Origin of the sequence: Bradyrhizobium sp. HKCCYLRH1030, from assembly GCF_051168395.1 — a bacterium.
Lineage (GTDB): Bacteria > Pseudomonadota > Alphaproteobacteria > Rhizobiales > Xanthobacteraceae > Bradyrhizobium.
Window position 1 is genome coordinate 49,397 of sequence record NZ_JBNPUY010000007.1, and the last position, 19,248, is coordinate 68,644.

Here is a 19,248-nt window from a genome sequence, read left to right on the forward strand (position 1 = left end):
CTACAACAGCTCAAACCAGCGCGCCGAGATCCGCTGCGCTGAAGCCCTTCAGGCCCGCCTTGTCGCCGGCCTTGATCTTGGCGACCCATTCGGCATCGCTGATCAGCGCGCGGCCGACCGCGATCAGGTCGAACTCCTCCCTGGCCATGCGCTCCAGCAGCGCATCGAGATCGGCCGTCGTCGACGGCTTGCCGGCGAAGGCCGAGAAGAATTCATCGGACAAGCCGACCGAGCCGACGCTGATGGTCGCGGCGCCCGTGATCTTCTTGGCCCAGCCGGCGAAGTTCAGGCCCTTCTCGCCGTCGACGTCCGGGAATTCCGGCTCCCAGAAGCGGCGCTGCGAGCAGTGCAGGATGTCGACGCCGGCCGCGACCAGCGGCTGCAGCCAGTCGGCCATCAGCGCCGGCGTCTCGGCGAGGCGCGCCGCATAGTCCTGCTGCTTCCACTGGCTGACGCGCAGGATGATCGGGAAATCGGGACCCACCGCCTTGCGGATCGCGGCGACGATCTCGCCGGCAAAGCGGGAGCGCTCCTTGATGGTGGCGCCGCCATAGCGGTCCTCGCGCTGGTTGGTGCCGGACCAGAAGAACTCGTCGACCAGATAGCCGTGCGCACCATGGATCTCGACGGCGTCGAAGCCCGTGCGCTTGGCGTCGGCCGCGGCTTGCGCGAATGCGGCAACGGTGTCGGCGATGTCGTTCTCGGTCATCGCGTTGCCGCGCGGCTTGCCGGGCGCAACCAGCCCGGATGGGCTCTCGACCGGCGCATCGGGCTCCCAGCGGCTCATGCCCTTGGTCGAGCCGGTGTGCCAGATCTGTGGCGCGATGCGGCCGCCGGCGGTGTGCACGGCGCTCGCCACGTTCTGCCAGCCGGCCAGCGCGGCATCGCCGTGGAAGAAGGGAATATTGGGCTCGTTGCGCGAGGCCGGGCGGTTGACGACCGTGCCCTCGGTGAGGATCAGCCCCACGCCACCTTCGGCGCGGCGGCGGTAATAGGCAGCGTTGGCCTCGCCGGGAACGCCGTTCGGCGCGGCGTTGCGGGTCATCGGCGCCATGACGATGCGGTTCTTCAGCTCCAGCGACTTCAGGCGAAACGGACGAAACAGCACGCTGGTATCGAGGTCGGACATTCAGGGGGCTCCATTGCGTTCGGAACCGCTCCAGTATACTTCGTAAACCTGAAGTCAATCAGGCACCCGAAGTCGCTCAGGTATATCGGAGGAAACTGCTGTCGTGACCGCCGCATCGACATCACAGACCGCCCCGCTCCGCTGCAAGCCGCAGCACTTCTCGTCGGAATGTCCGAGCCGGGTGCTGATCGACCAGATCGCCGACAAATGGTCGATGATGGTGCTGGCCGTGCTGGACTCCGGTCCACTGCGCTTCAACGCGATCAAGAAGCAGCTCGAGGGCGTCACCCAGAAGGCGCTGACGCAATGCCTGCGCCGGCTCGAGCGCAACGGCCTCGTCGCCCGCGAGGTGATCGCGGACTCGCCGGTCGCGGTTCAGTACGAGATCACGCCGCTCGGCCGTACCCTGCAGCCACCGTTCCGCGCGCTCTATGCCTGGACCATCGCCAAGATGCCGGAGGTCGAGCAGGCCCGGCAGGCCTTCGACGAGCGCCGGAGTCGCTGATCCCAGGCGGCCAAAGGCCGCTACTGGAAGGCCACCTCCGCGAAGCTGCGCAGCTTGCGCGAATGCAGCCGCTCCGACTCCTGATGCTTCAAGAGCTCCAGCGCCTTCAGCCCGATCTGGAGATGCTGGCCGACACGCTGGCGATAGAAGTCGCTCGCCATGCCGGCGAGCTTGATCTCGCCATGCAGCGGCTTGTCGGAGACGCAGAGCAAGGTGCCGTAGGGCACGCGGAAACGATAGCCGTTGGCGGCGATTGTGGCCGACTCCATGTCGAGCGCGATGGCGCGCGACTGCGAGAGGCGATGGATGACGGCCGGGCCGGAGATCTCCCAATTGCGGTTGTCGACGCTGGCCACGGTGCCCGTGCGCATCACCCGCTTCAGCTCGAACCCGGAATAGCCGGTGACCGTCTCCACGGCCTCCTCGAGCGCGACCTGCACCTCGGCGAGCGCCGGGATCGGCACCCAGGGTGGCAGCTCCTGGTCGAGCACATGGTCCTCGCGGACATAGCCGTGCGCCAGCACGTAATCGCCGAGCCGCTGCGTGTTGCGCAGGCCCGCGCAGTGGCCGACCATCAGCCAGGCATGCGGCCGCAGCACCGCGATGTGGTCGGTGACGTTACGCGCGTTCGACGGACCAGTACCGATGTTGATCAGCGTGATGCCCTGGTGCCCCGGCTCGACGAGATGAAGCGCCGGCATCTGCGGCGTGCGCGCCGGCGCGGAGCCGGTGGTGCCGCCGCCGAGACGGGCATTGCGGGTGATGACGTTGCCCGGCTCGACGAAGGCCTCGGCTGCGCCCTGCCCGGCCGCCAGTTGCTGGCGGCCCCAATCCGCGAAGGCGTCGACATAGAACTGATAGTTCGTGAAGATCACGAAGTTCTGGAAATGGTCCGGGTCGGTGCCCGTATAATGATAGAGCCGGCGCAGCGAGTAGTCGACGCGCGCGGCGCGAAACAGCGACAGCGGCTCGGGCATGCCGGGCTTCAGTCCGAGCGTGCCGTCGGCGATCGCATCGTCCATGGTCGCAAGATCCGGAGCGTCGAACACGTCGCGCAGCGAGCGCGTCACCAGCGGGCTCTCGTGGTGCGGAAGCGCCGTCTCGATGTTGATGTCGCGGCGGTAGGCGAAATGCACCGGGATCGGCTCGGCCGACTCGCCGATCTCGACCGGCACGCCATGATTCTCGATCAACAGACGGATCTGCTCGGTCAGGTACGAGCGGAACAGGTCCGGCCGCGTGACGCTGGTCTCGTGCACGCCGGGCCCCGCGACGAAGCCATAGGCGAGACGCGAGTCGAGCCGGGCGTGACTTGCGGTGGTCAGCCGCACGAAGGGATAGGTGGCGCGGATCCGTGTCGCCGGCACGACGCCGTTGGCATAGGCCTCGAAATGGCCGCGCAGGAAAGCGGTATTGCGCTCGTAGATCTCTTCGAGCCGGGCCACCGCGGCGGCCGCGTCGGTGAAGGTTTCTGTTGCCACGGGTGGCGGAGATTGGACAGTCAATGGCGATCCTTTGTATCCGGCGGACGGTCGTCGAGGCAGACTTGCGCAATCATAGAAATCACCCCTGGCTTTGCCCAGGGGGGCGGGTCACGCGACGACGCCCATGAACTGGACGTTGAGCCATGATGCGCTGCATTGCGACAAGGATTTGTGGCCGAATGTTTCAATTGCCTGTGCGCGTCATTGCTCATAAGACGGTTTCACATTGGCCGGAACAGGTCGATATCTGAAAAGGGAGGTCATCGCGCAGCATGTCGCAAGCGAATGGATTCGGATTGGCTGGCGTCATCGGCATGCCCGTCGCTCATTCCCGCTCGCCCACGATCCACAATTTCTGGCTCAACGCGCACGGCCTGCGCGGCGCCTACGTCCCGCTCGCGGTTCAGCCGGAGCGGCTGAAGGATGCGCTGGCTGGGCTGGTGGCGCTCGGATTCCGCGGCTGCAACGTGACCATGCCGCACAAGCAGACGGCGATGCCGCTGCTGCACCGGGTCAACGACACCGCACGACGCATCGGCGCCGTGAACACGATCGTGGTCGAAGCGGATGGCACGCTGAGCGGCTTCAACAATGACGGCAACGGCTTTGTCCAGAGCCTGCGCGATGCCAGGCCGAACTGGCGCGCCGACGAAGGCCCTGTTCTCTTGCTCGGGGCCGGCGGTGCAGCGCGCGCGGTCGTTGTGGCGCTGCTGGAGAATGGTGCCCGCGACATCCGCATCTGCAACCGCACCACCGAGAAGGCGCAGGCCATCGCAGCCGAATTCGGGACGGCCATCAGCACGGTGGCGTGGGATGATCGTTCGGCGGCAGTCGCCGATGTCGCCCTGCTCATCAACAGCACCGATCGCGGCATGATCGGAAAGCCCGCATTGGAGATCGACCTGGGGCGGCTGTCCGCGACGACGCTCGTCGCAGACCTGATCTACACACCGCTCGAAACGCCCTTCCTCGCGGATGCGCGCGCGCGCGGCTGCACGACGGTCAACGGGCTCGGCCTGCTGCTCAACCAGGCGCGTCTCGCTTTCCAGGCCTGGTTCGGCGTGCTGCCCGACGTAACGCCCGAACTGATCAAGGCCATTCAGGCGACGTTCTGAGCGTCTGTCAGAGAAGGCTCGACCATGGCACTTCCGGCAGGCCCCAGGATCGATTGCCACCTCCACACCATCGATCCCGCGCGCTTCCCCTACGCGCCGGATACGCCCTATCGTCCGACCGGCCAGGAAATCGCGCCCGCCGCGCATCTCATTCGCGTGCTCGACGTCTTCGACGTCCGGCACGCGCTGATCGTTGCGACCAATTCCGGCTATGGCTCCGACAGCCGCATCCTGCTCGACACGCTCAGGCTCGGAGATGGCAGGTTCAAGGGCGTTGCGGTCGTCGAGAAGGACGTCGACATCGGAGAACTGGAGCGGTTGAAGGCCGCTGGCGTCATCGGCATCGCGTTCAACGTGCCGTTTCACGGCACCGACTATTACCGCGACGCCGCGCCGCTGCTGGACAAGCTGACCGACCTCGATCTGTTTCTGCAGGTCCAGGTCGAGCAGGATCAGTTGCTCGACCTGCTGCCCCTCATCGAGCGGTCGACGGTCCGCCTCGTGTTCGATCACTGCGGCCGGCCTGCCGTGGAGCATGGGCTGCGACGCCCATCCTTCCAGGCCCTGCTCGCGCTCGGCCGCGACCGCGACGCGCATGTGAAGCTGTCCGGCTACTACAAATTCGCGCGCCAGCCCTATCCGTACGCCGACACATGGCCGTTCATCGCCGCGCTGGTCGAGGCCTTCACGCTCGACCGCTGCGTGTGGGGCTCCGATTGGCCGTTCCTGCGCGCGCCCGAACGCCTCGACTACGGGCCGCTGCTGGCCGGCATTACCGAGATCTTTCCGGACCCGGACGATCAGCACCGGCTGCTATGGCGAACGCCGTCGCGACTACTGGGTTTTGCAGAGGCACCCGCAAGTTCATCATCATAAGCAAAAAACAATCGGGAGGACGTCATGAGGCATCTGGGAAGATTGAGCGGCTTGGCGGCCGCCATGGCACTGTGGGCGGGTTTGGCCTGGGCAGAGAACACCGTCTACATTCCCGATGTCGTCGAGCTGTCCGGCCCCGGAGCCGTGTCGGGCACGAACTGGCGCGATGGCGTCGCCCTGGCGGTCGACGAGATCAACAATGCCGGAGGCATTCTCGGCCGCAAGATTGCGACCGAGCACCTCGACACCCAGAGCAATCCCGGCGTCTCCCGGGCCCAGGTGCAGAAGGTGCTCGACCGCGAGCCCTATGTAGTGCTGGGGCCGATCTATTCGGGCTCGGTCAAGGTCAACATGGCGCTGACGCAGCAGGCCGAGGTGCCGCAGATCGTCGGCGCCGAGGCCGCCGATATCACGACGCAAGGCAATCCCTGGATCTTCCGCACCGCCTTCGGCCAGCAGTTCAGCATGCCGAAGATCGCCAACTATCTGCATGACCAGCTGAACGTGAAGTCCGTCGCGGTGGTCTGGGTGAACAACGATTTCGGCAAAGGCGGCCGCGACAGCTTCGTCAAGGAGATGAAGGCCCGCGGCATCGAGGTGGTGTCGGACATCTCGACCGAACAGGGCCAGGTCGATTTCGGCTCCGACGTCATCAAGCTGAAGAACGTCAAGGCCGACGCGATCTTCGTCTACACCAACGAGGAAGAAAGCGCGCGTTTCCTGATCGAGGCCAAACGTCAGGGATTGTCGGTGCCGCTGTTCGGAGAGACAACGCTGCTCAGCCAGAAGGTCGTGGAGCTCGCAGGCCCCGCCGCCAACGGCGTGCGCGGCCATGTCGGCCTGAGCGCGGATGCGCCCATTCCTGCCATCCAGGCCTTTGCGAAGAAGTTCAACGAGCGCTACCGCTACTGGCCCGACCATAACGGCATCAAGGGCTATACCGCGGTCTATCTCGTCAAATACGTGACCGAGATGATCGGCAAGTTCGACGGCCACGCTTTCGGCGCCACCATGAAGGGATTGACGCTGACGCCGGACAAGGCGCCGGGCATGCTGATGGAGGCAAGCTGGGACCAGAACGGCGACATCGACCGTGAGAGCTTCCTGGCCGAGATCGTCGACGGCAAGCAGAAGATCGTCGCGACGCTGCCGAAGCTGAAGCCGTCCAAGGCGCCGTAGATCTGCGCCATCGTAGAAGCCCTCCTCACGCGCAACGCGCGCAAGGAGGGAAGAAGTATCAGCCCTTGGCGAGCTGCACGTCGAGATCGTGCAGCACCTGGTAGCAGGGCAGCACCTGGGCCACGGAGGCGTTGGGCTCGCGGCCCTCGCGGATCGCGGCGAAGAACTCGCGGTCCTGCAGCTCGATCCCGTTCATGGAGACGTCGACCTTGGAGACGTCGATCTTCTCTTCCTTGCCGTTCACCAGATCGTCGTAGCGGGCAATGTAGGTGCCGGTGTCGCCGATGTAGCGGAAGAAGGTGCCGAGCGGGCCGTCATTGTTGAACGACAGCGACAGCGTGCAGATCGCGCCATTGGCGGCCTTGAGCTGGATCGACATGTCCATGGCGATGCCCAGGGTCGGGTGGATCGGACCCTGGATCGCATTGGCCTTCACGATCGGCGAGCCCGCCTGATAGGCGAACAGGTCGACGGTGTGGGCGGCGTGGTGCCACAGCAGATGGTCGGTCCAGCTGCGTGGCTGGCCCAGCGCGTTCATGTTGGTGCGGCGGAAGAAGTAGGTCTGCACATCCATCTGCTGGATGTGGAATTCGCCGGCCTTGATCTTCTTGTGCACGAACTGGTGGCTGGGATTGAAGCGGCGGGTGTGGCCGCACATCGCGACCAGCTTGGTCTCCTTCTGCAGCTCCACCACCTGCTGCGCGTCCTTCAGCGAGTCGGCGAGCGGAATCTCGACCTGGACATGCTTGCCGGCCTTGAGGCAGTCGATCGCCTGCGCCGCATGCATCTGGGTCGGCGTGCAGAGGATGACGGCATCGACCTCCGGCAGCTTGAGGCTGTCGGCGAGCTCGGTCGAGACGTGCTTGATACCGTATTTGTCGGCGACTTCCTTGGTCTGGTCGAAGCGGCGGCCGACCAGCGACACCACCTCGACCCCGTCGATGTTCTTGATGCCGTCGAGATGCTTGATGCCGAAGGCGCCGGCGCCGGCGAGCGCGACCTTGATGGTCTTGGCCATATCAGTTGTTCTCCAGGATCAGATGGCCGACGGCCGTGTTGCTCGCCGGCACATGATAGAAGCGGTGACGCACGGTCGGCGCGTTGCCCTTCTTGGTCTCGTTGACGTCGCTCATGGCGCCGCGCGCGATCAGCCACATCACGAGCTCGATGCCCTCGCTGCCGGCCTCGCGGACGTACTCGATATGCGGCACCTTGGACAGGCCTTCCGGATCGTTGATCAGCTTGTCCAGGAACATGTTGTCCCATTCGCGATTGATCAGGCCGGCGCGCGGCCCCTGCAGCTGGTGGCTCATGCCGCCGGTGCCCCAGATCTGCACGTTGAGCGGCTCGTCATAGCTCTCGATCGCCTTGCGGATCGCCTTGCCGAGCATGAAGCAGCGGCGGCCGGACGGCACCGGATATTGCACGACGTTGACGGCGAACGGGATCACCGGGCACGGCCAGGCATCGACCTGGCCGAAGATCAGGCTGAGCGGCACGGTGAGGCCGTGATCGACGTCCATCTTGTTGACGATGGTGAGGTCGAAATCGTCCTGGATCACCGACTGCGCAATGTGCGCGGCGAGCTTCGGATGCCCGATCACCTTGGGGACCGGGCGCGGGCCCCAGCCCTCGTCGGCCGGCTGATATTCAGCCGCGGTGCCGATCGCGAACGTGGGAATCATGTCCAGGCTGAAGGCGGTCGCATGGTCGTTGAAGACCAGGAATACGACGTCCGGCTTCTGCTCCTTCTCCCACTGCTTGGCGAAGTCGTAGCCGGCGAAGACCGGCTTCCAATAATCCTCGCCGGTCTTGCCGAGGTCGAGGGCTGCGCCGATCGCCGGGACGTGCGAGGTGAAGACGCTTGCGGAGATATGGGCCATTTACTTCTTCTCCCCGGTGTAGCGGTTGCCCTCGACCGAGCGGCCGCCCTTGATCATCATCTCGCGGTACTGGTCTTCGGTCATGCCGGTCATGCTGCCGGCCATCTGCTGAAAGCTCTTGCCGTCAGTCGCGCCGATCTTGGCGAGAAAGTAGATGTTGCCGCCGAGCGCAATGCAGCGGTTGAGGTCGCGGTCGAGCACCGCCTGCTTCTGCTCCTCGCTCATCGGCCATTCGTCGAGATAGGCGCGCTCATTGGCCTTGAAGCGGGCGCGGTTCTCCGCCTTCATCAGCGACATGCAGAACTGGTTGAGGTGATAGCCCATCCGCGACATGTCCGCGTCGAAGATGGTCGTGCCGGGAACGTCGGTATAGGGTTTGTCGAGCGACATCGCTTCCCTCCTTCAGGATTCGTCGGGCCAGTACAGCCGCATCGGGTTGTCGACCAGGAGCTTGTGCTGCAGCTCCGCGGTGACGGCGATATGCGGAATGAAGTCGACCAGCAGGCCGTCGTCGGGCATGTGGTCCTTCAGGTTCGGATGCGGCCAGTCGGTGCCCCACAGCACGCGATCCGGGAAGGTCTCGACGATGCGCTTCGCAAACGGCACCACGTCGCGATAGGCGTTCTGCTCGCCATTCAGCGCCGGCGGTCCCTTGACCGAGAGACGCTCCGGGCAGCTCACCTTGGACCAGACGTTGCCGTGCTCGCGCATGAACTTCACGAACAGCTCGAACTCCGGACCGTCGACCGGCTTGGTGACATCGGGGCGACCCATGTGGTCGACGACCACGGTGGTCGGCAGCGAGGTGAAGAAGTCCCACAGCTCCGGCAGGTCGACGGCCTCGAAATAGATCACCACATGCCAGCCGAGCTTGTTGATGCGGTTGGCAATCTCGACCAGCTCGTCCTTCGGCGTGAAGTCGACCAGACGCTTGACGAAATTGAAGCGGACGCCGCGCACGCCGGCGTCGTGCATCGCCTGCAGCTCGGCGTCGCTGACGCTGCGCCTGACGGTGGCAACGCCGCGGGCCTTGCCGTTCGAATGCACCAGCGCATCGACCATGGCGCGGTTGTCGGCGCCGTGACAGGTCGCCTGCACCACGACGTTGCGGGCAAAGCCGAGATGGTCGCGCAGCGCATAGAGCTGCTGCTTGGAGGCGTCGCACGGGGTGTACTTGCGCTCGGGCGCATAGGGGAATTCGGCGCCGGGGCCGAACACGTGGCAATGCGCATCGACACTGCCGGCCGGCACCTTGAAGCGCGGCTTCGACGGGCCGTCATACCAATCGAGCCATCCCGGGGTCTTCTGGAACTCCATGAGGTTCCCTACTCCTTGGACTTGATCTTGTTGAGAATGCGATCGGCCTCGGTGCGCCAGTCCGGGCTGCGCGCGAATTCCTTGGTGCCGCGGGTGCCGAACAGGCCGCCATCGGCGAGATCGGCGACCCAGGCCTGGCGCTCGGCGGTGCCTTCCGCCGACCACGGCGTCAGCCCGATGTCGCGCACGGTCTCGGCAACCTCCCTCACCTCCTCGGCGCGGCGGCGGCCATGCTCGATCACGCGCTGAAAGAAATAGGCGCCCTGCTTCTCCCAGTCGATGCCGGGGAACGTCTCCTGCAGCGAAGCTAGCACCGCGTCCTCGACGCCATAGGCGCGCGCGGTGGTGAAGCTCTCGATCACCATCGCCTCGAGGCCCTTGATCATGATGCTGCGGCACATCTTGGTCGCCGAGGCGACGCCGAGCTTGTCGCTGGCGGGCTTGGCGGCGAAGCCAAGATCGTTGAGCAGCGGCGCCAACTCGCGCGCGCCGGCGCCGCCGAGCAGCAGCGGCACCTTGATGCGATACGGCGGCACCGAGGTCATGACCGCGCCCTCGACATAGCGGCCGCCGGCGCCGTCGATCAGCGCGGCGGCGCGCTGCTTGGCGCCGGGCGAGGCCGAGTTGAAGTCGAGGAACCACGCGCCAGGCTTGATGGCTGCAGCGCAGGCCTCGGCGACGGCCACGTCCTGGCTGGCGGTCACCGCGGAGACGATGAAGTCGGCCTCCGCCGCCAGCTCCGCATGCGATGCGGCCAGCGTCACGCCGATGCTGTCGGCGTGGTCACGCATCGCGTCGCCGCGCGAGTCGGCCAGCTTGACGTCATAGGCCGAGACGCGCACGCCGTCCTTGCGCAGATCCTCGGCGAGGATCTTGCCGACCTCGCCGTAGCCGATCAGCCCGACATGCCATCGGTTCGAAGGATTTGGGTTGGACGCCGCGGTCATGCTCAATCGATGTATTTGAGCCCGGCCTTCGCCAGCGGCTCGCGCATCTTGTACATGTCGAGGCCGAGCACGCCGGACGCGAGCTTCTCGCGCTTGTCGGCCTCGTTGGCCTCGCGCGCAGCAGCGGCGTCGGCTGCCTGGTGGGCGACCGCGGCCGGCACCACGACGATGCCGTCGACATCGGCGACGATCACGTCACCCGGATTGACGGCAGCTCCGGCGCAGACGATCGGGATGTTGACCGAGCCGAGCGTGGCCTTGACGGTGCCGCGAGCCGAGATGGCGCGCGAGAACACCGGGAACTGCATCTCAGTCAGATCAGCAACGTCGCGCACGCCGCCGTCGATCACGAGGCCCTGGGCGCCGCGGGCGCGGAAGCTGGTCGCCAGCAAATCGCCGAAGAAGCCGTCGGTGTTCTCGACCGTGCAGGCGGCGACGACGACGTCGCCGGGCTGGATCTGCTCGGCCGCAACATGCAGCATCCAGTTGTCGCCGGGCTGCAGCAGCACGGTGACGGCCGTGCCGCACATTTTCGCCGTCGGATAGATCGGGCGCATGTAGCACTGCATCAGACCGACGCGGCCCATCGCCTCGTGGATGGTGGCGACGCCGAACTTGGACAGCTTCTCCACCGCTGCCTTGTCGGCGCGGGTGATCTTCGTCTTGACGATGCCGAGATTGTTCATGGGGGTGCTCATATCGCCTGCCCTTTAGATTACTTGCCCTTGGCCTTCAACGCGGCGTCGAGCCGCGGGAACACGCGCCGTGCATTGCCTTCATAGATCTGGTGGCGCTGCTCGGGGGTCAGCTTGGCGGCCTCGATATAGCGCTTGGTGTCGTCGTAGTAGAAGCCGGTCTCCGGGTCGATGCCACGGACGGCGCCGATCATTTCCGACGCGAACAGGATGTTGTCGATCGGGATCACGCCGGTGAGCAGGTCGATGCCCGGCTGGTGATAGACACAGGTATCGAAGAAGATGTTGTTGAGCAGGTGATCCTTCAACAGCGGCTTCTTCAGCTCCTGGGCGAGGCCGCGGAACCGGCCCCAGTGATACGGCACCGCGCCGCCGCCATGCGGGATCAGGAACTTCAACGTCGGGAAGTCCTTGAACAGGTCCGACGTGAGGCACTGCATGAACGCGGTGGTGTCGGCGTTGAGGTAGTGTGCGCCCGTGGTGTGGAAGCAGGCGTTGCAGCTGGTCGAGACGTGGATCATCGCGGGGATGTCGAGCTCGACCATCTTCTCGTAGATCGGATACCAGTGCCGGTCCGACAGCGGCGGCGAGGTCCAGTGGCCGCCCGAGGGATCCGGGTTGAGGTTGATGCCGACGAAGCCGTATTCCTTGATGCACTTCTCCAGTTCGGGAATGCAGGTCTTGGGGTCGACGCCCGGCGACTGCGGCAGCATCGCGACGCCGATGAAATTGTCCGGGAACAGCTTGCTGACGCGGTAGCACAGCTCGTTGCAGATCGCGGCCCAGGTCGAGGACACCTGGAAGTCGCCGATGTGGTGAGCCATGAAGCTCGCGCGCGGCGAGAACACGGTGAGGTCGCTGCCGCGCTCCTTCATCTTCTTGAGCTGGTTGCTCTCGATGCTCTCGCGCAGCTCGTCGTCGCTGATCTTGAGCTCGGAGGCCTTCGGCATGACGGACGGATCCTTGATGCCCGCGATCTGCCGGTTGCGCCACTCTTCCAGCGCCTTCGGAGCCGTCGTGTAATGGCCGTGCACGTCGATGATCACGTCAGTCTCTCCCTCAAAGCTTCTGTGTCTTGCGGTGGCGCGCGCCGCTCAATGCGCCACCACGGCGGAGCCGACATCCTCGCCGCTGCCGCGGCCTCCCGGTCCCACGACCTGCTTTACCACAAGGGCGAGCGCCGCGATCAAGCCGGGAACCGCGATCACGGTGAAAATCTCGCTGAAGGTCAGGTGGCGCGCGGTCAGCTCGGCGACCAGGAATGAGCCGGCGATACCGCCGAAGCGGCCGATGCCCATCATCCAGGCCACGCCGGTGGCCCGGCCCTGGGTCGGATAGAAGGAGGCGGCCAGCGCCGGCAGCGACGACTGCGCCGTGTTCATGACGACGCCGGCGACGAACACGATCACTACCAGGAAGCCCATGTTGCCGACCGCCTGCCCGATCAGGAAGATCGTCACCGCGGTCAGGGCGTAGCCGACCGCGACGATGCGGTTGGCGTTGAAGCGGTCCATCAGCAGGCCAAAGAACACCGCGCCGACGCCGCCGAGCGGGAACAGCGCCGAGATCAGGGTCGCGGTCTGCGGATTGAGCCCGACATCCTTGAACAGGACCGGCATCCAGTTGATCAGCGAGTAGAAGATCACGAGCCCCATGAAATAGGTGACCCACAGCATCACCGAGCCGACGCGCAGCACCGGCGACAGCACCATGCCGATGCCAGTCGCGTTGACGCGCCGGGTGGTCTCGGCGTGCTCCGGCTCCAGCATCACGAACTGGCCGACATCGGAGGCTGCAGCCGATATCCGGCGCATCACCTTGCGGACGCGCTCGACGCTCGCGCCGCGCGACAGCAGGTAGTGCACCGACTCGGGCAGGATCGCGATCAGCAGCACGGTCAGCACCAGCGGCGTGACGCCGCCGAGCACCAGCACGCTGCGCCAGCCCCATTGCGGGATCATCCACGCCGCGAGGAAGCCGCCGCAGGCCGCGCCGAGCGGAAAGCCGCAGAACATCAGGTTGGTCATGGTCGCGCGCAGCCGGCCCGGACAGTACTCGCTGAGCAGGGTCACGGCATTCGGCATGGCGGCACCGAGGCCGATGCCGGTGACGCAGCGGAGCACGGTGAGCTCGGTGAGGTTGGTCGCGAACGCCGAGGCCAGACAGGCGATGCCGAAGACCAGCACGGAGCCGACCAGCACCAGCTTGCGGCCGAGACGATCGGCGATCGGCCCCGCGAACAGCGCCCCGCCGGCAAGACCGAACAGCGCCGCGCTCAGCACCGGTCCCAGCGCCGATTTCTCGATGCCCCACTCCTTCAGGAGCGACGGCGCGATGAAGCCGATCGCCGCGGTGTCGAAGCCGTCGAGCAGCACGATGACGAAGCCGAGCGCGAAGATCAGCCACTGGAAGCCGGAAAAGGGGTGGTCGTCGAGAAAGGCCTGGACGTCGACACGGGCGGTCGTTGGCATCGCTTCTGCTTCCTTGGGGTGCTGTTCTTGCTCGTTGACCGAGATCGGCGGGCGCACGTTTCTCGCGCGGTCGGTTCCTGCGGCTTCGGCGGCCCGACAGGGTATGTGACCGAGCGAGCCCGGACGCGCCAGCGCCGCCCGGCTTCTATCAGCTATTCCGAAACGGCATAAAATATCAGATGAGCCATGCTGATTTTAGAATGGGTCTCAACGGGTCTGGGCTGCGGATTGCGCACCACGTGGACGCCCGCTCTCCACCCTCCCCTGGAGGGGGAGGGTCGGCTCACTTGAGCGCAGCGCAAGTGAGCCGGGGTGGGGTGATCTCTCCAGATGCACCGGTGTCCATGGCTTCACCCCACCCCACCCCACCCCGCTCGCCCGCGAGCGACCCTCCCCCTCCAGGGGAGGGTGGGCACCGGTAGAGCGGATACAGAGTGCTTCAGTTACCGCGGTAGCTTCCGGATCAGCGCGGTCGCCAGCTTGATCGTCTGCTGCACCAGCGGCGTCGGGCGCTTGTGTGCCGAGGTGACGAAGCACAGCACGCTGGTCGGGGCGGGCTCGGTCAGTGGGCGGATGGCGAGCTCGCTGGCGCGGCCCGAGGCGGCGACGCCACTCGGGGTCAGCACGGCGTGGCCGTAGCCGGCGCAGACGAGATCGATGATCGAGGGCACGCTCGACACCTCCCAGGCGATGTCGAGCTTGATGCCGGCGAGCGCCGCCTGCGTCTCCAGCAGGCGCCGCATCGCGTGCACCCGCTCCGGCATGATCAGCTGGTAGCGGGACAGCTCGGCCATCGGCAGCGGCGCGGTGACGCGGCGCTTGCCCTTGGGCGCGTGGCTCACCAGCGCCAACGGCTCCTGCAGCACCGGCGTGATCTCGATGCCGGGCTGGGCTTCCGGATTGTAGACCATGCCGACGTCGATGCGTCCGGTGGTGACCCACTCCACCACATGCGTCGACAGCCCCTCGACGACGGCCAGTCGCGCCGCCGGATACTCCTTGCGGAAGCGATCGATCAGCGGCAGCGTCAATTGCCGCGCGATGCTCGGTGGCAGACCGATGGTGACGCGGCCGACCGGCGCATCGCGGCTGGCGCCGAGATCTTCGCGCGCATGCGCCACCAGCTGCAGCACGCCGACGCTGTGGTCGAGCAGCCGCTTGCCGGCCTCGGTCAGCGCCACGCCCCGCCCGTTGCGCGCGAACAGCTGCTGCTTCAACTCCGATTCCAGCGCCCGCACCTGCCGCGACAGCGCCGGCTGCGCGACGTCGAGCACGGACGCGGCCTTGCTGAACGATCCGAGCTCGGCGACCTGCACGAAATATTCGAGCTGCTTGAGGTTCATGGGTGAACGCCTCGACCATCAAGCGTCAGTCTGCCGCGCTGCCCGCCCCACCCCCGACTGTCGTCCCTGCGAACGCAGGGACCCATAACCACCGGCCCTGATTGTTGAGCACGAAAGGCAACTCGGAGTCTTTTCCGACAATCGGCCGTCCGCGGTATGGGTCCCTGCGTTCGCAGGGACCACAGCGGAGGATGCGGCGGCAGCACACCCGATTGTTGACAGCGTCGCCCCATCAGCCGCCTCATCTCAATTCAGCACGTTCACCGAGAAATTCAGCGCCGACGCGAACGCGACCCAACAGGCATAGGGCACGAGCAGCAGCGCCGCGATCCGGTCCTCGCGCCATTGCATCACGATGAAGGTCACGATCAGCACGAACATGCTGGCGATGATCGCGAACGCGACCCACATCAGATGCGCGGTGAAGAACACCGGCGACCAGGCGAAGTTCAGCACTAGCTGTCCCCACCACACCTGCATCACCGCACCGCTTTCGACCCGCTCATAGGTGCGCCAGCCGGCGACCGCGATCATGACGTAGAGCACCGTCCAGGCGATCGGAAACAGCCAGCCGGGCGGGGTGAACCAAGGCTTGTTGAGCGAGCCGTACCAGGCGCCGGGCATGTTGGAGGCGCCGATGATCCAGCCGCCTCCGACCACGAGAACCAGCAGGACGAGGAGATGCAGGATGGATCGGTTCATATTCCGCTCGGCGTGATTTGCAGGAGGAGGTTCTCGGTCCGGTCCGCTGGCGACCGGCAGCCATGCGGCCGAGGCACCCACGCGCGCACTGGACAGGGCTGCCCGGGACGCGTAGCCAGGACATAACACAATGCGAGGAAAAGTCAGGGTTTTCGCCTGACCACCAACGTCCAGGGACCGGAACGCCGATCACATCTGCGCCGGGTCCTGATACCAGGAAACGGAGTTTCGTCAGTGGCTGATTCCCCGGCCCCCTCTTCAGCCATCGCCTCGATCGCGGCCGTCGAAGCCGGCCTCGCCGCCGAGGGCTATATCGCCAGCCGCCAGATCGCCACCGCCGTCTACCTGTCGCAGGCGATCGACAAGCCGATCCTGGTCGAGGGCCCAGCCGGCGTCGGCAAGACCGAGCTTGCCAAGGCGATCGCCGCCTGGCGCGGCCTCAAGATGATCCGGCTGCAATGTTATGAGGGGCTCGACGAGGCCAAGGCGCTGTATGAGTGGAAATACGCCAAGCAGCTGCTCTACACCCAGATCCTGAAGGACAAGCTCGGCGAGGTGCTCGGCGGCGCTCAGACCTTGCATGCGGCGCTCGGCCAGCTGCACGATTTCGGCGACGTGTTCTTCTCCAAGGAGTTCGTCGAGCCGCGGCCGCTGCTGCAGGCGCTGCTCGAGCCCAACGGCTGCGTGCTGCTGATCGACGAGATCGACAAGTCCGACGCCGAGTTCGAGTCGCTGCTGCTGGAGATCCTTTCGGACTTCCAGGTCACGATCCCCGAGCTCGGCAGCATCGCCGCCGCCAAGCCGCCGACCGTGATCCTGACCTCCAACTCCGAGCGCAATCTCGGCGACGCCCTGAAGCGGCGCTGCCTGCATCTGCACATCGGCTTCCCCGAGCAGCGGCTGGAAGAGCGCATCGTCGAGAGCCGCGTGCCCGGCATCTCGCAGAATCTGCGCCGGCAGCTCGTGGCCTTCATCCACGACGTCAGAACGCTCGACCTGAAGAAGCAGCCGTCGGTCAGCGAGACCATCGACTGGGCGCGCGTGCTGGTGCTGCTGCAGGCGGCCGAGCTCGGCCATGACGTGGTGAAGGATACGCTCAACGTGCTCTTGAAATACGAGTCCGACATCGAGGTGGCGCTGCCGCAGGTGACGACCTTCGTCGCCAAGGCGCAGCGCCAGAACATCTTCGGGTGAGGCTCTCATGCAGGAGAACCTGTATCGGTTCTTTCGGGCGGCGCGCGGCGCCGGCGTGCACGTGTCGCCGGCCGAGAGCATCGACGCGATGCGCGCTGTGGCGAGCGTCGGTCTCGCCGATCGCACGGTGCTGCGCGACAGCCTGCTGCTGACGCTCGCCAAGAGCGAGGACGAGAAGAAGGCGCTCGGCGCCTGCTTCGACCTGTTCTTCGCCCATGTCGATCCGGCGCAGGCCGAGGCGAATGACGAGACGCAGCAGGACGCGGCGTCGAATGAGGCCCAGTCGGCCCCGCCATCCGGAGAGCCGATCGGCGGTGAGGCGGACGCGGAGCTCGGCGCTCTTGCCCAGATGCTGCTGGCGCAGAACACGGCTGACATCTCGGCCGCGATCGCCAACGCGTCCAGCGCCGTCGGGCTGTCGGAGATCCGCTACTTCACCCAGCGCGGCCTGTTCTCCAGCCGCATGCTGGAGACGATGGGGATCCAGCGGCTGCGCGACGATCTCGATAGGCTCACCGAGACCAATCCGGCGTTGGCGGAGCGGCTGCAGGCCGGGCTCGACGGCCTGCGCGACACCGTGCGCGATGCGGTCGCGCAGGCGCTCGCGCTGTACGGCCGCGAGGAGACCGAGAACCTTCGCCACGAGATCCTGCGCAACGCGCAGCTGTCGCGGATCGAGCCGCGCCAGGTCGCGGAGATGCGGGCGCTGATCCGGCAGATCGCGCGCCGCCTGCGCGAGCGCTATGCGAAGCCGCGCAAGCGCCAGCGCCGCGGCCATCTCGACGTCCGCCGCACGCTCCGCCGCAACGCGGCCTGGGGCAGCGTGCCCTTCCTCACCGCGTGGAAGCGCCGGCACCGCGACCGCCCGAAGATCGTCGCGCTGTGCGACGTCTCGGGCTCCGTCGCCCGCGTCTCGGATTTCTTCCTGCTGCTGATCCACAGCCTGCACGACGTCGTCAGCGATGTTCGCTCGTTCGCGTTCTCCGGCCACCTGATCGAGGTCAGCGAGATCCTTGAGCAGAAGCCGGCCGAGGAGGCCATGGCCGAGATCATGCACAAGGTCGGCTTCGGCTCGTCCGACTACGGCTCCTCGCTGGTGGATTTCGAGAAGCAGTTCATGTCGTCGGTGACGCCACAGACCACCGTGATCATTCTGGGTGATGCCCGCAGCAACAAGCTCGACCCACGCGCCGACATCCTCAAAGCCATCTCCGAACGTGCCAAGCGCGTGGTCTGGCTCAATCCAGAGGGCCGCATGACCTGGGGCTGGGGCGATTCAGAGATGCCGCGCTACCAGACCTTCTGCAACGTCGTGCGCCCCTGCGCGACAGCTCAGCAATTGGAACGCGCTGTGAGCGACATCGTCTCGGCGTATCAGTAGCACTCCGCTCTCCCCACGCGTCATTGCGAGCGCAGCGACGTGTCCGCCGAAGCCCTCTCGGGCGAAGGCGGAAGCAATCCAGGGCCGAGTGCGCGACTCTGGATTGCTTCGTCGCTGCGCTCCTCGCAATGACGCCATAAGTTCGTAGGGTGGACAAAGCCGTCGTGCGGAGTAAGCCGCACGATCGCGTGCCCACCGGCGGACCATCCGCGAACAACGGCGGGCACGGCGCGATCAGACCGTGCCAAAAAACAATCGCGATCAGGGCGCGCCTTTGCCCACCCTACGCACCGGGAGCGGAGCTACCGTCCCCCCGCGGCGCGCTTCAGCAACGCCGCGCGCTGCTGATCTGTAAAAGTCACACCCGACTTCTTCTCGACCACCCGCACGGCCCACGACCGCATCGGATCGTCATCCACCCGCGCCGGCTCGCGCAGGATGGCGACGCCGATTTCCAGCATCTTGGCGTCGGCCTGATGCTCGATGCCGCCGCCCCCGGCCGTCGCCAATGCCAGCGCGCCGGCCGCGGCGCCGATGCCGGCGGCCAGCGCCGTCGTCACGAAGAGTTTCCAGTCCAAGTCCGCCCCCTGCTCTCACCCGCCACTGCGCCGTCACGCTCGAACAGGTTGATGTCTGCGACATGGCGATCCCAAGTCGTTCATTCGGCGACAGGATCATCAGACGACCACAATTGTTCCACTAACGAAGCGACATGCCTGCGAACTGTGATGTCTTGTGTGACTGCCCGTCGCGTTACCATGTCGCAGCGCGCTGGCCTTGTGCCGTCGGGCAAATCACGACGATGCTTGCGCCCAACCTGCCCAGGCGAAGAGGGGCGTACGCGTCGTCACGATACGTGGGGCAGGCCGCGGTGGACGCCGTTGCATCATGCGCTTGTTGCGCGGACGAGTGATGTCGTGGCGTACGGTGAAGTCGTGATGTCCTGATACCCCGACGCTGGTATCACGTTCGCGACGATGCTCAGTGCATCGCGCGGATCATGGTGGCCAACAAGCCCGGCGCACCA

Annotated in this window: 19 protein-coding genes; 6 read left to right on the forward strand and 13 right to left on the reverse strand. The window is 65.9% G+C overall.

The annotated features are described in order from the left end of the window. Positions 1–10 precede the first annotated feature (10 nt). Positions 11–1,129: an NADH:flavin oxidoreductase gene (locus ACQR1E_RS20875; protein WP_315715640.1), complete on the reverse strand. Its 1,119-nt coding sequence runs from the start codon at positions 1,127–1,129 to the stop codon at positions 11–13. A gap of 181 nt (positions 1,130–1,310) precedes the next feature. Between ACQR1E_RS20875 and ACQR1E_RS20880 the strand changes: the two genes are divergently transcribed. Next, entirely contained in the window at positions 1,311–1,634 is a 324-nt protein-coding gene (locus tag ACQR1E_RS20880; protein WP_409977936.1) for a winged helix-turn-helix transcriptional regulator, read from the forward strand. Between the two features lie 20 nt (positions 1,635–1,654). On the opposite strand, the gene ACQR1E_RS20885 is transcribed toward ACQR1E_RS20880, so the two are convergent. Then, positions 1,655–3,139, reverse strand: a complete 1,485-nt coding sequence (locus tag ACQR1E_RS20885; protein WP_315715638.1) for an AMP nucleosidase — start codon at positions 3,137–3,139, stop codon at positions 1,655–1,657. Positions 3,140–3,390: 251 nt separating this feature from the next. Here ACQR1E_RS20885 and ACQR1E_RS20890 point away from each other — a divergent pair, with 251 nt between their 5' ends. From ACQR1E_RS20890 to ACQR1E_RS20900, 3 genes are read left to right on the forward strand one after another with little or no spacing between them, the layout of a single operon-like run. After that, the gene (locus ACQR1E_RS20890) at positions 3,391–4,233 is read left to right on the forward strand and encodes a shikimate dehydrogenase (RefSeq protein ID WP_315826459.1); all 843 of its coding nucleotides are present in this window, start codon (positions 3,391–3,393) and stop codon (positions 4,231–4,233) included. A 24-nt stretch (positions 4,234–4,257) separates the two neighbouring features. Then, positions 4,258–5,109 carry an amidohydrolase family protein gene (locus ACQR1E_RS20895; protein ID WP_316194529.1) on the forward strand — a complete coding sequence of 284 codons (852 nt, stop codon included), beginning with the start codon at positions 4,258–4,260 and terminating at the stop codon, positions 5,107–5,109. Positions 5,110–5,133: 24 nt separating this feature from the next. Next, the gene (locus ACQR1E_RS20900; protein ID WP_316194528.1) at positions 5,134–6,288 is read left to right on the forward strand and encodes an ABC transporter substrate-binding protein; all 1,155 of its coding nucleotides are present in this window, start codon (positions 5,134–5,136) and stop codon (positions 6,286–6,288) included. Positions 6,289–6,346: 58 nt separating this feature from the next. Here ACQR1E_RS20900 and ACQR1E_RS20905 read toward each other — a convergent pair whose 3' ends face one another. The 10 genes from ACQR1E_RS20905 to ACQR1E_RS20950 form a co-directional block, all read right to left on the reverse strand. Beyond that, on the reverse strand, positions 6,347–7,306 hold the full coding sequence (locus tag ACQR1E_RS20905) for a Gfo/Idh/MocA family oxidoreductase (RefSeq protein WP_315751989.1): 960 nt from the start codon (positions 7,304–7,306) through the stop codon (positions 6,347–6,349). A gap of 1 nt (position 7,307) precedes the next feature. Further along, positions 7,308–8,171 (reverse strand): class III extradiol dioxygenase subunit beta, encoded by an 864-nt coding sequence (locus ACQR1E_RS20910; RefSeq protein WP_315715633.1) that lies wholly within the window; start codon positions 8,169–8,171, stop codon positions 7,308–7,310. Continuing rightward, positions 8,172–8,561, reverse strand: a complete 390-nt coding sequence (ligA, locus tag ACQR1E_RS20915) for a protocatechuate 4,5-dioxygenase subunit alpha (RefSeq protein ID WP_257168873.1) — start codon at positions 8,559–8,561, stop codon at positions 8,172–8,174. 12 nt (positions 8,562–8,573) lie between these two features. After that, entirely contained in the window at positions 8,574–9,488 is a 915-nt protein-coding gene (locus ACQR1E_RS20920) for an amidohydrolase family protein (RefSeq protein WP_434897518.1), read from the reverse strand. An 8-nt stretch (positions 9,489–9,496) separates the two neighbouring features. Next, the gene (locus tag ACQR1E_RS20925) at positions 9,497–10,435 is read right to left on the reverse strand and encodes an NAD(P)-dependent oxidoreductase (RefSeq protein WP_315715630.1); all 939 of its coding nucleotides are present in this window, start codon (positions 10,433–10,435) and stop codon (positions 9,497–9,499) included. 2 nt (positions 10,436–10,437) lie between these two features. Further along, a complete protein-coding gene (ligK, locus tag ACQR1E_RS20930) occupies positions 10,438–11,133 on the reverse strand; it encodes a 4-carboxy-4-hydroxy-2-oxoadipate aldolase/oxaloacetate decarboxylase (RefSeq protein WP_011925385.1) in 696 nt (231 codons plus the stop codon). Between the two features lie 17 nt (positions 11,134–11,150). Beyond that, positions 11,151–12,176 (reverse strand): amidohydrolase family protein, encoded by a 1,026-nt coding sequence (locus ACQR1E_RS20935; protein WP_008971778.1) that lies wholly within the window; start codon positions 12,174–12,176, stop codon positions 11,151–11,153. A gap of 48 nt (positions 12,177–12,224) precedes the next feature. Further along, positions 12,225–13,601 carry an MFS transporter gene (locus ACQR1E_RS20940; RefSeq protein ID WP_434863314.1) on the reverse strand — a complete coding sequence of 459 codons (1,377 nt, stop codon included), beginning with the start codon at positions 13,599–13,601 and terminating at the stop codon, positions 12,225–12,227. A gap of 443 nt (positions 13,602–14,044) precedes the next feature. Continuing rightward, positions 14,045–14,944 carry a LysR family transcriptional regulator gene (locus tag ACQR1E_RS20945; RefSeq protein ID WP_315751993.1) on the reverse strand — a complete coding sequence of 300 codons (900 nt, stop codon included), beginning with the start codon at positions 14,942–14,944 and terminating at the stop codon, positions 14,045–14,047. 246 nt (positions 14,945–15,190) lie between these two features. Further along, positions 15,191–15,604, reverse strand: coding sequence for a TspO/MBR family protein (locus ACQR1E_RS20950; RefSeq protein ID WP_315752142.1), 414 nt, complete (start codon positions 15,602–15,604; stop codon positions 15,191–15,193). Positions 15,605–15,880: 276 nt separating this feature from the next. Between ACQR1E_RS20950 and ACQR1E_RS20955 the strand changes: the two genes are divergently transcribed. After that, positions 15,881–16,840, forward strand: coding sequence for an AAA family ATPase (locus ACQR1E_RS20955; protein ID WP_315751994.1), 960 nt, complete (start codon positions 15,881–15,883; stop codon positions 16,838–16,840). Positions 16,841–16,847: 7 nt separating this feature from the next. After that, complete coding sequence (locus tag ACQR1E_RS20960) at positions 16,848–18,221, forward strand: vWA domain-containing protein (RefSeq protein WP_434872219.1); 1,374 nt, start codon at positions 16,848–16,850, stop codon at positions 18,219–18,221. A gap of 302 nt (positions 18,222–18,523) precedes the next feature. Here ACQR1E_RS20960 and ACQR1E_RS20965 read toward each other — a convergent pair whose 3' ends face one another. Then, positions 18,524–18,799: a hypothetical protein gene (locus ACQR1E_RS20965; RefSeq protein ID WP_315715622.1), complete on the reverse strand. Its 276-nt coding sequence runs from the start codon at positions 18,797–18,799 to the stop codon at positions 18,524–18,526. Positions 18,800–19,248 lie beyond the last annotated feature (449 nt).